At 70.3% G+C, this 18,909-nt stretch carries 24 protein-coding genes and 1 rRNA gene; 13 read left to right on the top strand and 12 right to left on the bottom strand.

All coding sequences use genetic code 11. From position 1 onward, the window contains the following. The first annotated feature begins 117 nt into the window (after positions 1-117). A complete protein-coding gene (locus tag FV242_RS22070) occupies positions 118-552 on the top strand; it encodes a heme-binding protein (RefSeq protein ID WP_147856263.1) in 435 nt (144 codons plus the stop codon). A 7-nt stretch (positions 553-559) separates the two neighbouring features. On the opposite strand, the gene FV242_RS22065 is transcribed toward FV242_RS22070, so the two are convergent. Beyond that, the gene (locus FV242_RS22065; RefSeq protein ID WP_147909221.1) at positions 560-1,129 is read right to left on the bottom strand and encodes a PAS domain-containing protein; all 570 of its coding nucleotides are present in this window, start codon (positions 1,127-1,129) and stop codon (positions 560-562) included. Between the two features lie 316 nt (positions 1,130-1,445). Here FV242_RS22065 and FV242_RS22060 point away from each other — a divergent pair, with 316 nt between their 5' ends. The 3 genes from FV242_RS22060 to FV242_RS22050 all read left to right on the top strand — a co-directional run bounded on the left by FV242_RS22060 (position 1,446) and on the right by FV242_RS22050 (position 3,393). Further along, complete coding sequence (locus tag FV242_RS22060; protein WP_147940412.1) at positions 1,446-1,676, top strand: hypothetical protein; 231 nt, start codon at positions 1,446-1,448, stop codon at positions 1,674-1,676. A 130-nt stretch (positions 1,677-1,806) separates the two neighbouring features. Further along, positions 1,807-3,066, top strand: a complete 1,260-nt coding sequence (locus FV242_RS22055) for an allantoate amidohydrolase (protein WP_147940411.1) — start codon at positions 1,807-1,809, stop codon at positions 3,064-3,066. 15 nt (positions 3,067-3,081) lie between these two features. Next, complete coding sequence (locus tag FV242_RS22050) at positions 3,082-3,393, top strand: hypothetical protein (protein ID WP_147909223.1); 312 nt, start codon at positions 3,082-3,084, stop codon at positions 3,391-3,393. Between the two features lie 25 nt (positions 3,394-3,418). Here the strand turns inward: FV242_RS22050 and FV242_RS22045 are convergent, their stop codons facing one another. Next, on the bottom strand, positions 3,419-3,670 hold the full coding sequence (locus tag FV242_RS22045) for a hypothetical protein (RefSeq protein ID WP_147856268.1): 252 nt from the start codon (positions 3,668-3,670) through the stop codon (positions 3,419-3,421). A gap of 159 nt (positions 3,671-3,829) precedes the next feature. Between FV242_RS22045 and FV242_RS22040 the strand changes: the two genes are divergently transcribed. The 3 genes from FV242_RS22040 (at position 3,830) to FV242_RS22030 (ending at position 5,678) form a co-directional block, all read left to right on the top strand. Beyond that, positions 3,830-4,558, top strand: coding sequence for a spermidine synthase (locus FV242_RS22040; protein ID WP_147909224.1), 729 nt, complete (start codon positions 3,830-3,832; stop codon positions 4,556-4,558). Between the two features lie 65 nt (positions 4,559-4,623). Beyond that, on the top strand, positions 4,624-4,830 hold the full coding sequence (locus FV242_RS22035) for a hypothetical protein (protein ID WP_147857547.1): 207 nt from the start codon (positions 4,624-4,626) through the stop codon (positions 4,828-4,830). Between the two features lie 329 nt (positions 4,831-5,159). Further along, a complete protein-coding gene (locus tag FV242_RS22030; protein ID WP_147909225.1) occupies positions 5,160-5,678 on the top strand; it encodes a hypothetical protein in 519 nt (172 codons plus the stop codon). Between the two features lie 12 nt (positions 5,679-5,690). Here the strand turns inward: FV242_RS22030 and FV242_RS22025 are convergent, their stop codons facing one another. Both FV242_RS22025 and FV242_RS22020 read right to left on the bottom strand, forming a co-directional pair. Further along, entirely contained in the window at positions 5,691-6,053 is a 363-nt protein-coding gene (locus FV242_RS22025) for a hypothetical protein (RefSeq protein ID WP_147909226.1), read from the bottom strand. A 176-nt stretch (positions 6,054-6,229) separates the two neighbouring features. After that, a complete protein-coding gene (locus FV242_RS22020; RefSeq protein ID WP_147940410.1) occupies positions 6,230-7,195 on the bottom strand; it encodes a LysR family transcriptional regulator in 966 nt (321 codons plus the stop codon). 99 nt (positions 7,196-7,294) lie between these two features. Here FV242_RS22020 and FV242_RS22015 point away from each other — a divergent pair, with 99 nt between their 5' ends. Genes FV242_RS22015 through FV242_RS22005 form a run of 3 tightly spaced genes read left to right on the top strand, consistent with a single transcriptional unit; the run spans position 7,295 to position 9,148 of the window. Further along, positions 7,295-7,921 (top strand): YceI family protein, encoded by a 627-nt coding sequence (locus FV242_RS22015; protein WP_147940409.1) that lies wholly within the window; start codon positions 7,295-7,297, stop codon positions 7,919-7,921. Positions 7,922-7,949: 28 nt separating this feature from the next. Next, complete coding sequence (locus tag FV242_RS22010; protein ID WP_147909228.1) at positions 7,950-8,558, top strand: cytochrome b; 609 nt, start codon at positions 7,950-7,952, stop codon at positions 8,556-8,558. Next, entirely contained in the window at positions 8,555-9,148 is a 594-nt protein-coding gene (locus tag FV242_RS22005) for a YceI family protein (RefSeq protein ID WP_147909229.1), read from the top strand. Before FV242_RS22010 ends, FV242_RS22005 begins: the two co-directional genes overlap by 4 nt. Positions 9,149-9,164: 16 nt before the next feature. Here FV242_RS22005 and FV242_RS22000 read toward each other — a convergent pair whose 3' ends face one another. The 4 genes from FV242_RS22000 to FV242_RS21985 form a co-directional block, all read right to left on the bottom strand. Beyond that, a complete protein-coding gene (locus FV242_RS22000; protein WP_147909230.1) occupies positions 9,165-9,749 on the bottom strand; it encodes a GNAT family N-acetyltransferase in 585 nt (194 codons plus the stop codon). Beyond that, a complete protein-coding gene (locus tag FV242_RS21995) occupies positions 9,749-12,094 on the bottom strand; it encodes an Orn/Lys/Arg decarboxylase N-terminal domain-containing protein (RefSeq protein WP_147909231.1) in 2,346 nt (781 codons plus the stop codon). Before FV242_RS21995 ends, FV242_RS22000 begins: the two co-directional genes overlap by 1 nt. A 106-nt stretch (positions 12,095-12,200) precedes the next feature. Continuing rightward, complete coding sequence (locus FV242_RS21990) at positions 12,201-12,986, bottom strand: LamB/YcsF family protein (protein WP_147940408.1); 786 nt, start codon at positions 12,984-12,986, stop codon at positions 12,201-12,203. Between the two features lie 86 nt (positions 12,987-13,072). Then, positions 13,073-13,516, bottom strand: coding sequence for a lysozyme inhibitor LprI family protein (locus FV242_RS21985; protein ID WP_147909233.1), 444 nt, complete (start codon positions 13,514-13,516; stop codon positions 13,073-13,075). 72 nt (positions 13,517-13,588) lie between these two features. Between FV242_RS21985 and FV242_RS21980 the strand changes: the two genes are divergently transcribed. After that, entirely contained in the window at positions 13,589-13,810 is a 222-nt protein-coding gene (locus FV242_RS21980; protein WP_246692810.1) for a ferric siderophore receptor protein, read from the top strand. Between the two features lie 130 nt (positions 13,811-13,940). After that, positions 13,941-14,717 (top strand): hypothetical protein, encoded by a 777-nt coding sequence (locus FV242_RS21975; RefSeq protein WP_147940407.1) that lies wholly within the window; start codon positions 13,941-13,943, stop codon positions 14,715-14,717. Between the two features lie 9 nt (positions 14,718-14,726). Here the strand turns inward: FV242_RS21975 and metB are convergent, their stop codons facing one another. The 4 genes from metB to FV242_RS21955 form a co-directional block, all read right to left on the bottom strand. Next, entirely contained in the window at positions 14,727-15,890 is a 1,164-nt protein-coding gene (metB, locus tag FV242_RS21970; RefSeq protein WP_147940406.1) for a cystathionine gamma-synthase, read from the bottom strand. 206 nt (positions 15,891-16,096) lie between these two features. Next, positions 16,097-16,996: an HlyD family secretion protein gene (locus tag FV242_RS21965; RefSeq protein WP_147940405.1), complete on the bottom strand. Its 900-nt coding sequence runs from the start codon at positions 16,994-16,996 to the stop codon at positions 16,097-16,099. A gap of 8 nt (positions 16,997-17,004) precedes the next feature. Then, positions 17,005-17,199, bottom strand: coding sequence for a DUF1656 domain-containing protein (locus tag FV242_RS21960; RefSeq protein ID WP_147940404.1), 195 nt, complete (start codon positions 17,197-17,199; stop codon positions 17,005-17,007). After that, the gene (locus FV242_RS21955; RefSeq protein ID WP_368732197.1) at positions 17,193-18,167 is read right to left on the bottom strand and encodes an FUSC family protein; all 975 of its coding nucleotides are present in this window, start codon (positions 18,165-18,167) and stop codon (positions 17,193-17,195) included. The genes FV242_RS21960 and FV242_RS21955 overlap by 7 nt, the downstream gene beginning before the upstream one ends. A 627-nt stretch (positions 18,168-18,794) precedes the next feature. Between FV242_RS21955 and FV242_RS21950 the strand changes: the two genes are divergently transcribed. After that, positions 18,795-18,909 (top strand): 16S ribosomal RNA (locus tag FV242_RS21950); the annotation flags it as partial.

The raw sequence follows: 18,909 nt of genomic DNA, 5'->3' as shown, positions 1-18,909 counted from the left end.
TCCGGAGTTGACCGGCGCCGTCCGGTCGGGCCTTCTCGCGCAGAACGGGAGGCGCCCCGGGTCCGCTGGAATTTCTCCGCGACTCTGCGCCGGCCCGGGCCGATCAAGGGAGGCACCATGCACGTCACGATTGAGCAGGCCGAGCGGGCAATCGCCGCGGCGCGGGCGAAGGCCAAGGAGCTGGACACCCAGATGTGCATCGCGGTGGTCGATTCCGGCGGCAACCTGAAGGCGTTCCATCGCATGGACGACGCCTGGGTCGGCTCGATCGACATCGCTCACAAGAAGGCCAAGACCTCGGTGTTCTTCGGCATGATGACCGGCCAGATCGGCCAGCTGTCCCAGCCGGGCGGCCCGCTCTACGGCATCGAGCATTCCAACGACGGGCTGATCACCTTCCCGGGCGGGATCCCGATCGTCGATGCCGACGGCGTCATGTCGGGCGCGATCGGCGTCAGCGGGTCGACGGTGGAGAACGATCACGCCGTGGCGGAGGCCGGCGCCAAGGCGATCGGCCGGACCGAGCTTCCCGCCCATCCCTGGCGCACCTGAACCCGCCCTACGGCTCCCGCTGCGCCAGCGCCCGGCCGATCCCGAGCAGCAGCATGCTCGAGATCAGCCGGAGCTGCGGGTTGCCGTAGCGCTCCAGCGCCGAGTGGACCCGGATGCAGTTGTCGGCGGCCGCCTCCAGGTGCTTGACCTCGATCGGAGGCTTGACCTGGATCGGGTTGCCGTCCCGCCCCGGCGGGGTGCCGCCGTACAGGTCCGTGACGTCGATGTAGGCGCCGCGCCCACGCAGCGCCCCCGTGGTGTCGGGGGCCAGCCGGCCGCGGGTGAGGATCCAGCGGACGTCGCCGGTCTGGCTCAGGACGCGAAACTCCAGCGAGACCGGGCCGCCGGTCCGGCGCACCTTGCGGATCTCGTCGAAGACCCAGCCGCGATCCTCGGGATGGACACGTCCCAGGGCGACGTCGAGCGGCAAAGGCTTGCCGGCAAAGCCCTCGTTCCCGGACAGCAATGCGGCCGCGCCCGCGTCGAGGACCGATCGGCCGGCGGAGACATCCGTATCCCAGGTACCGACGAAACCCGCATCCTGCAGGGCGGAGGCCGCCATGGACGCCAATGCCATTCCATCCCCCAAACCTGGTTGCGGCCCGCCCATCCCCGGGACAGCCGGCAGCCGCGTGCGACACTTGCAACCGACAAGCACTTAGGCAACGGATCGATCCAAATCGTCCATGCCCCGCGCCCTGACATGTCGTCACGGGTCTCCGGCCCCGGCTCGACAGCGGCGGGGATCAAGCCTGAGCGCCTGAAGCTGCATTCGCAGTGCACAAACCCGGCGTAAAGCTTTTCATGGCGCAGTCTGTCCGTCACCGAACGCGCGGGCATTGCTGCGATGAGCGTGCCGACGGCGCGGATACCGTGTCGGCCCAGGACTTTCGATGCGCAGATACATTTTCAGAGCGATACGCCGGGACCCGGACGGGATGCTCGGCCCGGACCTGTACCGGCAGACCTTCGAGGCCGCCGACGACGCGGGCGCGGTGGCGGCGGCCAAGCGGATCGATCTCGATCTGGCCGCGCTCGGCGCCAACGCGGTCTACGTCTCCGCCGCGGACGGACGGGCGATCTGGAGTCTCCACGCGCAGGATTTCCCGGATCCGAGCCTCTGAGGACCGGTCGGCGACGGAGACCGGAGCCGGGGGGATGTCCCCCAACCCTGCTGGTGCCGGGCGGGATCACGGCCTAACGTCGCGGACGCCGGTACAGGGTCGGCCGGGGCGCGCGCGGGACCGCATCGCTATGGATCGCACCAACCTCCCGCTCTCGCAGGACCGCCTCTGGCACAACCTGATGGCGCTCGCCCGGATCGGCGCGCTTCCCAACGGCGGCAACGACCGGCAGACCCTGACCGATCGGGACGCCGAGGGGCGCACCCTGTTCCGGCGCTGGGGCGAGGCGGTCGGGCTGACCCTGACGGTGGACCGGATCGGCAACATGGTCTTCCACCGGCCGGGGCGGGACCCGGGCCGGAAGCCCGTCGCCATCGGCAGCCATCTCGACACCCAGCCCACCGGCGGCAAGTTCGACGGTCCGCTGGGCGTGCTCGCCGGGCTGGAGATCATGCGCGCCCTGCACGAGGCCGGGATCGAGACCGAGGCGCCGCTCCTGCTGATCAACTGGTGCAACGAGGAGGGCTCGCGCTTCGCGCCGCCCATGAGTGGCAGCGGCGTCGCCATGGGGATCGTCTCCGAGGCCGACGTTATGGCGACCCGGGATCTCGCCGGCCACGTGTTCGGTGAAGAGCTGCGCCGGATCGGCTGGCAGGGGGACGCGGATCCGGCGGATCTTCGCGGGCTCGGCGCGTATTTCGAACTGCACATCGAGCAGGGCAAGCGCCTGGAGGATGCCGGCCTCACCATCGGCGTGGTCGACCGGGCGCTCGCCCAGATCTGGTACGAGCTGACCGTGCTGGGCGAGGAGGCCCATGCCGGCAGCCCCATGGCCGGCCGGCGGGACGCCATGATGGCCGCCGCCGCGCTGATCGGCTCGCTCGAGGCGATCGCCCGGGACGCGGTCGGCCCCGAGGGCGAGCGCGGCCGCGCCACCGTGGGGGTCCTGAAAGCCGAGCCCGCGAGCCGCAACATCACCCCGGGCCGGGTCTGGTTCAGCCTCGACACCCGCCACGGCGACCCCGGTCAGCTGGAGGCGATGCGGGAGCGGATCCTGGCCCGGGCCGACGCGCTCGCCGCCGAGCGGGGCGTCGCGATCCGGGTGGAGGAGTTCTGGCGCGCGCCGCTCACCCCGTTCGACCCGGTCCTGGTGGACCGCGTCCAGGCCGCGGCCGAGGCGCGGGGCCATGCCTGGACCCGGATGCCGACCGCGATCTATCACGACGCCGTCTATTGCGCCCGGACGGTGCCGGCGGCCCTGGTGTTCTGCCCGTGCCACGGCGGCATCAGCCACAACGAGGCCGAGAGCATCACGCCGGATTGGGCGCGGGCCGGCATGGAGGTGCTGGCCGACGCCGTGCTGGCCACGGCCGGCATCGCGCGTTCCTGAGGAGGCTGGTTCGGCATGCCCGACGACGACAACGTCATCCGCCCGACCTTCGGCGCGCCTCGCCCCGCACCGCCGGAGCGGACGGAGCCCGAGCCCGATCAGCCGCCGCTACGCCTGTTCGGCGCGGCCGCGGGCCACCGGGTCGGCCTGATCCGCGATCCGGCCGCTCAGGAAGGCGACGTGTTCCGGATCGTGGTCGGCCCGGAGGACGAGCACGCCGTCGAGACGGTGGCGCTGCTGCCGGCCGCCGGCGATGCGGAGGGCGAGGCGGAGCGGATCGGCTTCGCGATCCTGCGGGCGCTGGAGGTGGTCGAGGGCGCGGTCTGAACCGGAAGCCCGCGCGGCGGGACGGTCAGACGACCGGCTTGGGCTTGATGATCGGCGAGCGCGTCAGGCTCTGGATCTCGCGGCCGGGCCGTCCGGCCTTGAGGGCAATCTCCTCTTCCTGCTCGGCGATGATCTGCCGGGCCGGCTCGTCGCCGTCCAGGCCGCCGAGGATCTCGGCCGGCACACGGCGGTTCGAAGCTCGGGAGCCGTCCTCGAAGACGACGTCGAACAGAATGAAGCCCCGTTCCTGGGGTCTCGACTTGATGCGCTTAGCCATAGGTGCTGATACGCCACCGCGATCCCGCGCGGCAGGGGGCACCGGCGCGCAGGGGGTTGCGCCGCGCGCAGCGCCGAACCTGCCCGCGGCCCCGCTCTCGCCGTGATCTTTCGTGCCGACGGTCCCCGACCGACCGCACCGCCAATCGAGGAAACGTCCGTGATACCCTGGGTTCATCTCGACACCGGAGCCGTCCCGGGGGGCGGTACCGACCTGCGCCTGATGCAGCGCGGCGACGAATTCTCGATCCTGGCCGACACCATCGAGCTGATGAACAACCGCCGCAGCGGCTCCGAGGCGGCGCTCGCCGCGATGACCTGCGAGCGGCTGAAGGACCGGCCCCGGGCCCGGATGCTGATCGGCGGCCTCGGCATGGGCTTCACCCTGCGGGCGGCCCTGGAGGGCCTCGGCCCGGATGCGCGGGTCGTGGTCGCCGAGCTGGTGCCGGCCGTGATCGCCTGGGCCCGCGGCCCGCTCGCCCACGTCTTCGCCGATTGCCTGGACGACCCCCGGGTCGACGTGCAGGAAGCCGACGTGAACCGCCTGATCCAGGCGGGGCCGGGCCAGTACGACGCCATCCTGCTCGATGTCGACAACGGCCCGGAAGGGCTGATGCGCCGCTCGAACGACCGGCTCTACGACAATTGGGGCCTCAAGCGGGCCCGCTGGGCCTTGCGGCCGGGCGGCATCCTGGCTGTCTGGTCCGGCGCTCCGGACCGGAAGTTCAAGGCCCGCCTGCAGCGCTCCGGCTTCGCGGTCGAGGAGGCCCGGGTCCATGCCAGCGGCCGCGGCAGCGGGCCCAAGCACGTGGTCTGGCTCGGCACCCGCACCGACGGCCCGGCCGAGCCGTCCCGGCCCGAGGCCGGTCGCGGGACGCCCGCCCGGTAAGGGTCCGGCTGCCGCCCACGGTCGCACCCCCTGGGCCGGCGCAGGGGAGTTCGCACATGCGAGGCATGGGTGCGAATGGCGGGCATCTCTACACGGTTGAGGTCAGGCCGAGCCGGCACGACCCGGGCCGTTTCACGTGGGCGATCCGGGACCGCGGCAAGCTGGTTCGGGGATCGTACCGCCCGCACGCCTCCGAGGGTGTGGCCCGCGCAGTCGCCCTGGCCGAGGTCGAGCGGCTGATCGGGCACGACGAGCCGCAGAACGACGGCTGATCAGCGTCTCGTCATGATCTGAGTGCATGCCTGTGGATCGGTCGGGTGTCGCTCATGCATAAGCAAACGGCTCCCGGTCGGTTGCATGCCGCAATGCGGTAGCCTATCTGTGCAGTGCGGGATGGCGATGGCGTCGCGATCCCGCTGCCCTTCTTGGGCGTTTCCTCCCTAGACTTCGGGCCGCTCCTTCGGGAGTGGCCTTTTTTTCTGTCCTGTCTCCTCTTTTTCAGTCCCGTCCCCGTGGCGGCGGACAGCGATCCGGACTTTGAAGCTCCGGCCGGAGGTTTCGGCCAAGCGGAACCATGACCTTGGCTGTTCGTTTTGCCGTCATGGAACACTATAGATCCACCCTTGCGACGACTGCGATCGCCGTATTCGGCTTGGTCGTGGCGGCCCATACTCTTCATCCGGGCAATTACGAGGCGCAGCAGCGCCCGGTCCGGACTGTCGCAGCGCAGGCTGCTCCATCGGGTTGGGCGGATCCGCCGGCCCGGCTGGCCAGCCCCGGCAAGTCCGACCTCCCCACAGCGGAGAACGGGCGTGCGCCCGCCCCCGACCTGCTGGCGCCGCGATTGGCCGCCGCACTGCCGCTGGGTGCCATCGCGGCTCCGGCGCTGCCGAGCGAGATGGTCGCCCCCGCCGAAAAAGCTCGGAAGACGGTGGTGGCACACCGGTCGAAGGTGGCGGATCGCAGCCCCCGCCGGACGGCCCGCCTGCGCAACGCCGGCCTGGCCCGCACGGCAGCCGTCGAGCCGATGACCGCACCATCGGCGCCCGCGCCGGCGCCCAGGAAAATCGATCCGATCGGCGATCTGATCCGCGGGCTCGGCCTCGGCCGCGAGGGCTGACCGCCCCGCGCCCTACTGGACGTGGATGGTCAGCTTCATCTTCGGGTGGATGCCGCACTGGATGACGAAATCCCCCGCTTCCGCCAGGACCAGCCGGGTCTCGGTGCCGGGTTCCTGATCGCCCGCATCGAACGAGAACCGGTCCGCCTCGATGAAGGCGTGGTGGGTCTGGCTGGAATCCTCGTTGCGCAGGGTGATCGTATCGCCGCGCCGCAGGAACAGGTCGGTCGGCACGTAGTGGCGTCCCTTCTGCAGCACGACGCGGGTCGTGCTCGACAGCATCGCCCAGGCCGCGGGCGGTGCGGCGCACAGACCCGCCAGAACCAGCGTTCCGACGAGGAGCAAGGGCCGGAGGCGCCGGTTGCGAAGGGGCATGTTGGGTGTCCGCTGGGTACTGGATACGCCCGGGCAGGGGATTGAGGCGGGATCGACCGCCGAGCGGCCCGGGCTGCCGCGAAGCGCCATGGTGCGCCGAGGTCCTGAACACCCCACTAAGCCAGACCGTAAGATTGTCCCAATCGATCAGTCAATAAGGCGCCGATATTTAGTCTCTACAAGTCTTGATTGTATTGATCGCTAGAGTGCGTCTCCCCAGCATCTGGACCGCAGGCCGTCAGCGCCTCGCGTACATGGTCCCGGAAGACCTGGACCCGTGCCGGCAGGTCGCGCCCGGCCAGCGTCACGGCGCGCAGGACCCCACCGCGGCTGGCCCAGGGGGCCAGCACGCGCACGAGCTGGCCCGCCGCGACCGCCCGGGCGGCCACGAGGCTCGGGATATGGCCGATTCCGGCCCCTGCCAGGGTCAGGCGGTGGACGGTCGCGAAGTCGCTGACCCGGATGGCCGGGCTCATGACGACCTGCTCGGACTGGCCGCGCCCATCGGTGAGGGGCAGGGCCCCCGAGCCCAGCCGCTCCCGGGACAGGATCAGGTCGTGGCCGTGCAGCCCGGCCAGGTCGGCCGGCGCGGGGCGGCGCAGCAGGTAGGCGGGCGCGGCGTAGAGGCCGACCGCCAGGGTCGCCAGGACGACCGCCCGGTAGCCGGTCTCCTCCGCGCCGCCCAGCCGCAGGGCGAGGTCGATCCGGTTGGCCGCCAGGTCGAGGCGGGCATCGGTGTTCAGCATCTCGACCGTGATCTGCGGATAGGCCGCCCGGAAGCTCGCGACGATCTCGGGCATCACCTCGATCCCGAAATCGATGGAGGTGGTCATCCGCAGGTGCCCGGCCGGCACCGTCCGGGCGTCGCGGGCGGTCTCGGCGGCCTCGTCGAGCAGGGCCAGGCTCTCGTGGGCCTTGGCGTAGAACGCCAGGCCCTCCGCGGTGGGCGAGACCGCCCGGGAGGTCCGGGCCATCAGCCGGGTGCCGAGCGCCCGTTCCAGCCGGGAGAGGCGACGGCTGACGCTGCCCTTGGTTTCCCGCAGGCTCGCGGCCGCGGCCGTGACGGTGCCGAGATCGACGACCGTGCAGAAGGCGCGCACGTCGTCGAGTCCGCCCTGGAAGGTTTCCGTTCTCGCAACCATGGGGTTCCGGATAGCAGGCTCAACCGCGGCCGTGAACGGGTCTACAGCGCTGCTGCGGCGCACCGAATCGCGCATGATCGTCGCCTGTAGGAGACACCCTTGAAGTCGATTCTCGCCTCCGGCCTTCTGGCCGTCCTGGTCGCCACCCCGGTCCTGGTCGCCACTCCGGTCCTGGCCCAGACCCCGCCGACCCGTGACCCGGCCCAGATCCAGGCCGGCACCTACGCGGTCGATCCCAACCACACCCAGGTCGGCTGGCGGGTCTCCCATATGGGCTTCTCGAACTATGCCGGCGGCTTCTCGGACGTGTCCGGGACCCTCGATCTGCAGCCCAAGAACCCGGCGGCCGCGAAGCTGTCGATCAAGATCCCGGTCGCCTCGGTGACCACGACCAGCGCCAAGCTCACGGACGAGCTGAAGGGCGACCAGTGGCTCGACGCGGGCAAGTTCCCCGAGATGACCTTCGTGTCCACCAAGGTCACGCCCGAGGGCAAGGACAAGGCGAAGGTGGCCGGCAACCTCACGCTGCACGGCGTGACCAAGCCGGTGACGCTGGACGTCACCCTGGTCGGGGCCGGCGTGAACCCGCTGAGCAAGAAGGTCACGGTCGGGTTCGACGCCACCGGCACGGTCAAGCGCTCCGAGTTCGGGGTGAAGACCTACCTGCCGCTCATCGGCGACGACCTGCACCTGACCATCGCGGGCGCCTTCGAGCGTCAGGACTGACCCGGACCGACGGGACGGGAGGATGGCGATGGCATGGGTCGCATCGGCGCGGCGCTACTCCGCGGTGGCCATCCTGCTGCACTGGGCGAGCGCGCTGGGCGTGCTCGCCCTGATCGGCATGGGCCTGACCATGACGCATGCCGGGCTGGCGCCGATGCGCCTGTTCCCGCTCTACCAGTGGCACAAGTCGGTCGGGATCACCGTGCTGGTCCTGACCGGCCTGCGCCTCGCCTGGCGGCTGTTCCACCGGCCGCCCCCGCACCCGGCGGGCATGCCGGCCCGCGAGCGCCGGGCGGCGGGAGCGGCCCATGCCATCCTGTACGGGCTCCTGATCGGGCTGCCGCTCACCGGCTGGGCGGTGGTCTCGCTCTCGCCGTTCAACATCCCGACGGTGCTGTACGGGCTCGTACCCTGGCCGCACCTGCCGCTGGCCCCGCTGCTGACCGACCCGGCGGGGGCGGAGGGGGCCGTCAAGCTGCTGCACGCCTACGGGGCGTGGTTCCTGACGGCGTTGCTCGTGCTGCACGTGGCGGCCGCGCTGCGCCACCATCTCATCCTGCGGGACGGCGTGCTGGCGCGGATGCTGCCGGGCCGCGCCGCCGCGCTGCCTCCCGAAACCCTGGACTCGACCCGATGACGCTGCGTCTCGCGTGCCTCGCCCTGTGCCTGTCGGCCGCCCTCCCGGGGGCCGTGCGGCCGGCCGCCTCCGCCGAGTGGGCGGTGGATCCGGCCAAGAGCGCGATCCGGTTCTCGGGGGTGCAGGTCGGGACTCCGTTCTCGGGACGCTTCGAGCGCTTCGACGCCCGGGTGGCGTTCGACCCTGCCAAGCCCGAGGCCGGCCGCGCCACAGTGCTGGTCGATCTCGGCAGCGCCCGGACCGGCGATGCCCAGCGCGACGCGGCTCTGCCGCAGAGGGACTGGTTCGACGTGACCAGCGCCAGCCACGCGCGCTTCGAGGCCACCCGCTTCGTCGACAAGGGCCGGGGCGACTACGAGGCGGTCGGCGACCTGACCATCCGGGGCATGACGCGTCCGCTGACTCTGCCTTTCCACCTGGCGCTCGAAGGGGACCAAGCGCATGCGACCGGGCATGCCGGCCTCGTCCGCACCGATTTCGGCGTCGGCCAGGGCGCCTGGGCCTCCGGACAATGGGTCGCCCTTGAGGTCGGGGTCGATATCGAGCTGGTCGCCACGGCAAAGCCCGCCGCTGGGGCCGACGGGCACTGACCGGTCCCGTCGCTGCCTACGTCCCCGGCTGGTCCTCGGAACCGGTGCCCAGCGCCCGCTGCACCATCACGCTGTCCGACCAGCGGCCGTATTTGAAGCCCACCGCCTTCAGGTAGCCGACCTGGACGAAGCCGCAGGTCTCGTGAAGGCGGAGGGACGCGGCGTTCTGCGCGTCGATGTAGCCGATCATCTGGCGGTAGCCGCCGGCCGCGCAGGCCTCGATCAGGGCCGGCAGGAGGCGGCGCCCGATCCCGGCATGGAGGTGGTCGGGATGCACGTAGATCGAGTGCTTGAGCGTGTAGCGATAAGCCGGACGCTTCCGGAACGGCACCGCGTAGGCGTAGCCCGCCACCTGGCCGCCGCGCTCGGCGACGAGGTGGGGCAGGCGCTTCTTGCGCATGGTCTTGCGCCGGCGCTTCAGGTCGTCGGGCAGCAGGCGCGCTTCGTCGTCGAATTCGGCGACGTTGCCGACGCCCTTGCCGATATGGTGCTCGTAGATCGCCACCATCGCCTCGACATCCGCGTCCGAGGAGGCGCGGATGATGATGTCCGGGCTCGGCCGCGCCGGGATCGGGGCGCCCTCTTCGGGCTCGATCTCCATCAGGCGCCGTCCCGCACGACGTAGGTGTGGAAGCGGATCCGCCCGTCCGGCTCGACCTCGCGGTAGACCCCCTGGATCTCGGCCTCGAAGCCGGGGAACAGGTTGGCCGAGGCCTCGAACATCTTGAAATAGTCGAGCATCGGCTTGGCCCTGTCGTCCAGGCGCTCGCCCGGCAGGACGGTGCCGATGCCCGGCGGGTAGACCAGCATCAGGGTCGAGGCGATGCGCCCCTCGGCCTCGGCGATCGGCACGTAATCGACCTTGTTGCGGGTCAGCATCTGGGCGGCGCGCTTGGGCGGCATCACCATCTCGGGCAGGTGCTCGGGGGCGAATTGCCGGCGCTGGAGCATGGAGGTGTTGGCCTCCCGGTGGAAGGCGTGGAACTCGGCGCAGAGGTCGCGCAGGCGCACGCCCCGGTAGCGGTTGGGCCGGCGGTTGACGAATTCCGGCATCGCATCCTCGAGCGGCACGTTGTCGTCGTGGTGCCGCTTGAACGCGACGAGGCCGGAGATCAGGGTTCCGGCCTTGGACGACTCGACGCCCGGCGTCAGCAGGAAGAGCAGCGAGTTCAGGTCGTTCTTCTCGGCCACGATCCGGTTCTCGCGCAGGTACTGCGCGACGATCGGGGCCGGCACGCCGTGGTCGGCATAGGCCCCGGTCCGTCGGTCGAAGCCCGGGGTGAGCACCGTGAGCTTGTTCGGGTCGGTGATCGCGTAGCCCGGCGCCACATGGGTGAACCCGTGCCAGCGGGCACCGGGCTTCAGTTCCCAGTGCCGCGGGTCGGCGGCGAGCTCGTCGGTGGGCACCTTCTCCCACGGCACCTCGGCCCCGTCGGCGTTGGTGGTCACGTCCGGCACGAACGGGTCGAAGAACCAGCGCCGCAGCGGATCGGCCTCGTTCTCCTCGAACTCCCGACGGATCGCCCGGACCTTCTTGCGCCATTCGATCCCGAGTCGGATCGTGTCGTCCCACAGGATCATGCCCGAGCGGCCCTTCATCATCTGGGCGCCGACATCGAGGGAGGCGAAGAGCGGGTAGAACGGCGAGGTCGAGGCGTGGACCAGGAAGCTCTCGTTGAGGCGCTTGTGCTCCACGCGCCGGGTCTGGCCGCGGATATGGCCGTCGCGGGTGTGGATCTGCGAGGCCTGTGAGAAGCTCGCCAGCTGCTTGTGGGTCGATTGCGTGGCGACGATGCCCGGCGAAGTCTCGTCGAGGCCGGTGAGCCCCATGGCGAAGCGGCGCGCGAAGAGCGGGTGGAACTTCATGAAGCCCGCCCAGGCCTCGTCGAACAGGATGTAGTCGCAGAGGTGGCCGATCCGCTCCAGGATCTCCTGCGCGTCGTAGATCGTGCCGTCGTAGGTGCATTGCTCGATCACCGCGACCCGGAACGGCCGCTCCCGGCGCCAGGCCTCGGGGTCGGTGACCAGCGGGTTGGCGCGGATCTTTTCCCGGATCCGGGTCTCGTCCAGGGCCTCGTGATAGATCGGACCGATCAAGCCGAAGGCGTTCCGGTCCGTCTCCAGGAAGATCGGGATGCCGCCGCCCAGGAACAGGGCGCCGTGATGGGCCGCCTTGTGGTTGTTGCGGTCGAACAGAACGAGGTCGTCCTCGGCCACCAGCGAGGACAGGACGATCTTGTTGGAGGCCGAGGTGCCGTTGAGGACGAAGTAGGTCTTCTCCGCCCCGAAGATCTTGGCGGCCTCCTTCTGGGCCTTGAGCGCGGGCCCTTCGTGGGTCAGCAGGTCGCCGAGGTCGAGCACCGAATTGTCGAGGTCGTCGCGAAAGATCGCCTCGCCGAGGTGCTCCACGAAGATCCGGCCGATGGGTGAGCGGTTGTAGAAGATGCCGCCGTTGTGCCCCGGGCAGGTCCAGAGCTGGTTGCCCTTCTCGGCATAGTCCACGAGCGCGCCGAAGAACGGCGTCTTCAGGGTCTCGGCATATTGCGTCACCCGGCTGACCAAGCCGCGGGCGATGAATTCCGGCGTCTCTTCCGCCAGGAAGATGTAGCCGTCGATGAAGTCCAGGAGCTCGACCGGGATGTCCTCCAGCCGCTTGCGGCGGACCATGATGACGATCGGCATCTCCAGGCCGCGCTTGCGCATCATGTCGATGAGCGCGGCGGCCTTGCCGTCGAGACCGCGCTTGCCCCAGTCGACCACCATGCAGCCGATGGCCGCATCGGTCTGCACGGCGATCGCCGCGTCCTCGACCCGCCGGGCCCGCACCACCTCGAAGCCGCGATTCTCCACCGCCGCCACGATCTGGGCGACGCGCGCGCCCTCCAGGTCGTCCGGATCGAAGGCGGGGGCGCACATCAGAACCGTGAAGCGACGGTGGAAATCCATAGGGCCTCTCAAAGCCTCGTAAGCAGCGAGTGGCTTTCTGGCCCATCTGCGACGTTTGCATGACGGTGAGGCGGATCGCGGCTGAAACCGGACGGAATCGGCGAACTCAGGCGCCGATCGCGCGACCGATCACCTGGGCCATCGGCCTGATGGCGATCCCCAGGGCGGCCAGGTCGGACCGCACCCGCGCGGCCATCGCGACCGCGCCCGGTGTGTCGCCGTGGACGCAGATGCTGTCGATTCGGGCCGGGATGCGTCGCCCGGACAGGCACGTGATGGCGCGGTCCTCAATCATCCGCACCACGCGCTCCGCCGCCTCGGCCGGATCGTGCAGGACCGCGCCCGGGTGCGTGCGCGAGACCAGGTTGCCGGTCTCGGCGTAAGCCCGGTCGGCGTAGATCTCGCGCGCCAGCGGCAAACCGAGCCGCTCGCCGGCCCGCTCGGTCTCGAGGCCGGGCATGACCACGAAGATCAGGTCGCGGTCCAGCGTCCGGATCGCCCGGGCCACCGCCAGGGCGAGATCCGCGTCCGCGTTGGCGATGTTGCCCAGCGCCCCGTGGGTCTTCACGTGCCGCACCGGGCAGCCGGCATCCTGGGCCAGCGCCAGGAGGGCGCCGACCTGATAGAGCACGACCTTCTCGACATCGGCCGGGCGCTCGCCGTAGATCGGGCGCCGGCCGAAGCCCCAGAGATCGAGGAAGCCCGGATGCGCCCCGGCCTGGACCCCGGCGCGGGCGGCGAGCGTCAGGGTCTCGTGCATGACCAGCGGGTCGCCGGCGTGGAACCCGCAGGCGATGTTGGCCGAACTGGCGATCGCCAGCATCCCGGCATCGTCGCCGAGGCGGTAGACGCCGAAACCCTCGCCCATGTCGCAGTTCAGGTCGACGATCATCGAGGTCCCTCGCGTGCGCAGCGGTTGCGCGCATTCAAGGGTCGGACCAGTTGCCCGCCGCCGCCTCCGAGGCGGGAGCCACCTCTCTACTGAAGCGGGTACCGGCTCAGGATGTCCTCGGTCCGCTGGACGGTCTTGTCGTACCTGCAGGCATACAGCGCCCCGGTGGTGCCGCTGCCGTTGTTCCACTCGCTGAAAGTGAGATCGCCGCAATCGGCGTCCCGGAAGGCGATCCAGGCGCGCTGGGCCGCCGTGAACTGGGCCTTCCAGGTCGCCTTGGCGTCCAGCGGGCGGTCGTCCTGTTCGATGACCGACAGGGCCTTCTTGTAGGCGGCGTTGAGCTTCGCGTCGGCCGCCTCGAGGGCCTTGTGCAGGCAGGTTTGGGTCTCTGGCGTCGAGGTCGCGGCCCGGCACAGCTTGGCCGAAGGCTGGTCGGCCCGGGCGCTCGCGAAAGGAAGGGCGCAGGTCCAGAGCGCGGCGAGGGCAAGGATCCCGGTCGAGCCGGCCACGGTGAAGGGGTTCGAGGGCATCGCGGTCTCCCCGGAGGCGAATCAGGCCGGCGCGGATGCGCGGCCGGACCGTGGAACGCTGGCCGGAAAGGCATGAACACTTCTTTGGCATGCGGAACGCCCGGGCTGCCGGACTGGGCACGGCTCGATCTCGGCCTGCGCCACGCCGCGGTGCTCGACGGTCGCCGGACGACGTTCCGGGCCAATGTGCTGAACGCCACCGGGACGCGGTGCTGGACCGGGGTCGCCGCGTTCGGCACCGTCTTCCAGGGCGGCCCACGCACCTCCCTGCTGTCGATGTCGATCGACCTGTAGGCATCCGAGGGCGCGACCTCCTGCCCCGGCGGCGATGTTTCACGGGAAACACTGTCTTAAGTCTGCCGGCCCGAACCTGTGGCCCGGATGCCGTCGCCTTCCCGTGCGTCGCGCGCTAGCACGGCCGGGCATGACGGCATCGAACACGACATCCACTTGGCGTGACCAGAAGAACGCCAAGGCCCAGGCCCGGCTGGAGCGGGCCCTGCCCGCGATCTTCCCGCCGCCAATCCTGCACCATGCGCTGACGCGGCCGCTGATCCCGCCGACTCCGCGCTTGGCGGTGGAGAGCTACTGGCGCAACCACATCCTGCGGGCCGACCGGCTGGCCCGGGCCCTGGCCGCGCGCTCGGGGACGCCGGAGGGCTGGACCTGGCAGCTCGGTGAGGGCGGCGCCGGCGGCCGCCCGGCGAGCTTCCGGATCCCGCCCGCCCCGTTCCGCGAGCCGGCCTTCGCCCGCGGCCGCGGCGCCTGCTGCATCTGCGGCCAGCCGGTCTACCGGTTCGGTTGGCACCGCGACCTCTGGGGGCAGGGCGTGCCCAACGGTAAGGCCGCCTGGCACGCCGCCTGTGTCGCCGCCTGGAAGTTCTGGATCGCGCCGCACGAGCAGGTCCGCGTCCTGAAGCGCCATCAGGGGCATCGCTGCAAGGCCTCCGGTAAGCGGCTGCTGCGCACCGCGGAGGTGGACCACGCCGTGCCGCTCTACCGGGTCTGGCGCGAGCACCGCGACGCGCCCTGGCCGGAGCTGCTCGGCTACTGGGGCGCGCCGAACCTGCAGGTCGTCAACCGGACCGCCCACGTCCTGAAATGCCGGGACGAGGCGGCCGAGCGCTCGCAGACCCTGCGCCTCTCCCGGTACCGGGTCGTCGAGGACGAGTCCGGGTTCAGCGTGATCGAGGAGGAGTGAGCCGCCGGCTCAGCCGCGCGTCACCGCCTCCAGGCCGTGGGACAGGTCGGCCAGCAGGTCGTCCACGGCTTCCAGGCCGATCGAGAGGCGCAGCAGCCCGTCGGTGATGCCCGCGATGGCGCGCGCCTCGGGATCCATCGCCGCATGCGTCATGGTCGGCGGGTGCGCGATCAGGCTCTCGACCCCACCCAGCGATTCGGCCAGCGTGAACACCCGCAGGGTCTCCACCAGGGTCTTCACCGCAGCGCGGCCACCGACGAGCTCGAAACTCAGCATGGCGCCGAACCCGGCCTGCTGCGCCTTGGCGATGGCGTGGCCCGGGTGGGACGCCAAGCCCGGGTAATGGACACGGCTCACGGCCGGATGCGCATCCAGGAAGGCCGCGAGCTGGGCGGCGTTCTGTTGCTGGCGCTCCACCCGGACGAACAGGGTGCGGATGCCGCGCAGGGTCAGGTAGGCGTCGAGCGGCGAGCCGGTGACCCCGATCGTGTTCGCCCAGGCCGCGAGGCCGTCGCCGACCGAGGCCTCGGCGGCGATCACGGCCCCGCCGATCACGTCCGAATGGCCGTTGAGGAACTTGGTCGTGGAGTGGACGACGAGATCCGCCCCGAGGGCGATCGGCCGCTGCAGCGCCGGCGACAGGAAGGTGTTGTCGACCACGGCCAGGGCGCCGACCGCCTTGGCCGCATGGGTGACGCGGCGGACATCCACGACCCGCATCAGCGGATTGCTCGGGGTCTCGATCAGCACGACCTTGGGTGTCTGAGCCAGCGCTGCGGCCAGGGCGTCCGGGTCGGTCTGGTTGACGAACAGCACCCGGTACTGCCCGCGGGCGGCGCGGAGGCTGAGCAGCCGGTGCGTCCCGCCGTAGCAATCATGCGGCGCGACCAGCAGGTCGCCGGGACACAGGCTCGACAGGGCGAGATCGATGGCCGCCATGCCGCTCGACACCATGACGGCCCTGGCGCCGCCTTCGAGCTTGGCGATGGTGTCGGCGAGCTGGTCGCGGGTGGGGTTGCCGAGCCGCGAGTAATCGTAGGGCCCGGGTTGCTCGAAGGCGGGAAACTTGAAGGTCGTCGAGAGGTGGATCGGCGCGATCACGGCGCCGAAGGACGTATCCTGGGCCACCCCGTTGGTCGCCGCGATCGTGCGGGCATCGAGTCCCTCTGGCATCGGCTTGTCTTTCCTGCGCCGAAATTCGGACCGGCGCGCATGGCCGGCGGGTCGTCAGCGCGTTCTTTATGCCGAACGGAATAGGCTTTCAAGAGAACGAGCCGCGCGCCACCCGAGCGAACATATCCCGGGCCGGACAGGAGGCCGCTCCGTCTCCGGCGCGTCTCCGGTTTGCCGATACCCGGTGGCGCGGAGCCGTGGCGCCGTCACGGCAGGAATTCCAGCCGTGACAGCAGCCGGTTGCCGACCACGGCTTCGCCGACGGCCACGCTGCAGGTCATGCCCGCCGCGAGCGTCACCCCCGGCGGCACCGCGTCGATATGGATCCGGACGGGAATGCGTTGCGCCAGCCGCACCCAGGTGAAGACCGGGTTGACGGTCGGCAGGCCGAGATGGTCGCGGCTCTCGTTGGCATCGGCAATGCCGTGCCCGATGCTGTCCACGTGCCCGGAGATGGGCGGCTCGAAACCCATCAGGCGGATCTCGGCGCGCGCGCCGATCGTGATCCGGGACAGCTTGGTCTCCTCGAAATACGCGGTGATCCAGAATCCCTCCGCATCGATCACCGAGACCCGCGTCGCGCCGGCCGTCGGATAATCTCCCGGCCGCAGCCGGAGGTTGGTGACGTAGCCGTCCACAGGTGCCCTGATCGTGGTGCGGTCGAGGTTGACCTCGGCGACTTGGGCCGCGGCGTCGTGATCCGCACGCGCGATCGCCGCCATACCGTTGGCCTGCTCGACCGCTTCGGAGGCCACCATACCCGGGCTCAGCTGGTTGCGCCGGTGTGCCGCTGCGGTTTTCAGCGCCGCATCCTCGCGCCTGGCCAGGACCACGGCCTGTGCGCTGTCGAGCGCCAGCCGGAAGCGGTGCGGATCGATGACGTAGAGGATGTCGCCCCGATGGACGAACTGGTTGTCGACGGCGCGCACGTCGACGACCGTACCCGAGATCTCGGGGGTGACCCGCACCACCTCGGCGCTGACTCGCCCGTCGCGCGTCCAGGGCGCGAGCATGTAGGTACGCCACAGCGCGGCGAGCAGCAGCACCGTCGCTGCGGCGACGGCGAGGGTCAGCGCGGGGTGGAGCAGGCGCTTCAGGACCGTCATGGCGGCACTCAGACGAGGAGGATGAGAAGCGCGACCGTCGCGAGCAGCAGCGCGAATTCCAGCAGCGCGGGATGCCAAGCGAAGCGCAGCACCCCGGCCCGGTCCAGGACGGCCCGGCGCGCGGCGAAGAGCGGGAGCGCCGCGACGAGGTAGACGAGGATGGGCGGCAGGTAGACGCCCCCGATCGCGACCTCGCTCAGCATGGCGCGCTCCGGTGGTGGTCGAAGGACCAGTCCGGATGCGCGTCGAGCAGCACCGCCATGTCGGTCAGGCAGGCGGCGACCCGATGCGCCGCCGGCCACGCGTTCGGATCCTCGATCGACCGCGCGGCGATCTCGGCCGCCGCCGCCGCGAGAATGTCGCGCGCTTGCCGGCGGGGATCGTGCGGGAGGAGCAGGCGGAAGACGAGCAGCGTCACGAAGACCGCGGCCACCCAGCCGAACGCCTGGTTCAGGAAGGCTGGCACGCTGAACGCCATCGAGTTGGTGGCGCCGACGAGGGTGTTGAACGCAACCCCATAGGCCAGCCCGGCCGGCGCGTGCCGCAGAAGGGTGGTGGCGTAGAGGCCCGCCATCCAGAACGGCGCGATCACCGCGACCAGCAGCGGGAAACCCTGCACGCCCGGCATCAGGCCGAAGGTGCAGACGAAAGCGGCCGGCACGGCGAGGATCGTCCCGGTGATGAACGCGACGGCGCCCGCTGCCGGGTTGCCCGTCATGGCAAGGAGGACAGAATAGGGGGCGAGGATGAGCAGCAGGAGCGACCAGTCGTTCCAGCCGGTCGCGATCCCGCAGGCGCCCGCGAGCAGGATCGCCAACGCGGAGCGCAGGCCGTTCTCCGTCGCTGCCCCCCAGTCCCGATGGAAGCGGAACGCCCGGTCCGGCGCCGGGGGGCTCTTGTGCGTTCGTACCAGGGCCGACAGCGCCGACTCGTAATCCCCGACGAATGCAACGAGCCGGTCGAGCGCGATCAACGTGGGGGCTGTTCCGGGATCCCCAGTTTCGGCGCGGCCGACGCGCGCCTGCAGGGCGTCGCGCAACGCGGTGATCCGTTCGAGGGCCTCATCGAAATGTCGAGCTTCCAGCGCGCACAGGATCCGCGGGAATTCAGCGACGACGTCGCGGTGCGCGGCGGCGAGATCCGGCGGCGCCCGCCGCTCGACGGCGTGCAGGTCCGACGTGCCCAGTACCGCACCGAACAGGGCCGCGACGGTCTCCTATTAAGCGAACACGGTCAATCCGTACTGCGGCCTATGGGTTAATCGCGCCCGCACAGGCAGAGGCTCACGGAGGCTACCCATCGCGAACCAGGGACCCTGGCAGATGGGAAACCACCCATTGTCGCGGAACTCCAATCCCAGGACCCGCGCATGGTGTGGCCTGCGGGCGCGGCCATGCTCGCAAAGCCCAGACGCGGCGGTTTCGGTGCGACGCCGGCAAAGGGGTGGTTGACATGGGAATGCGGGGCATCTTATACGGCGCCTCCCGACGCGGTGCCCAAGCAAAGGCGAGCCGGTCGGACGGACTTTCCGAAGATCTCAGTAGGACTTGACCGGGGCAGCCTGGTGGTTTACTGGTCTCTTCAAGGTACTGGCGCAGGTCAGTTCCGCTCTTTGACAAGTGAATACGAGAAAGAGAAGCGTGGACGGCGCTCGTCCTTGCGGACCCGACGTGAGTTGGGTCGTCAAGAGGATGCGAGCTGTCATGCGCTTTTTGGAAGCTCACACGGTTCGGGTGGAAACGCCCGGATCAATGTGAGCCTTCGTCAAGATGACGTGATCAGCTTTGATCAATCTCTTCAACGTGAGAGTTTGATCCTGGCTCAGAGCGAACGCTGGCGGCAGGCTTAACACATGCAAGTCGAGCGGGCACTTTCGGGTGTCAGCGGCGGACGGGTGAGTAACGCGTGGGAAC

This window comes from Methylobacterium sp. WL64 (genome assembly GCF_008039945.1).
Taxonomy (GTDB): Bacteria; Pseudomonadota; Alphaproteobacteria; order Rhizobiales; family Beijerinckiaceae; genus Methylobacterium.
Note: the sequence above shows the minus strand (reverse complement) of the source record. Positions and strands in the feature narration are given on the sequence as shown.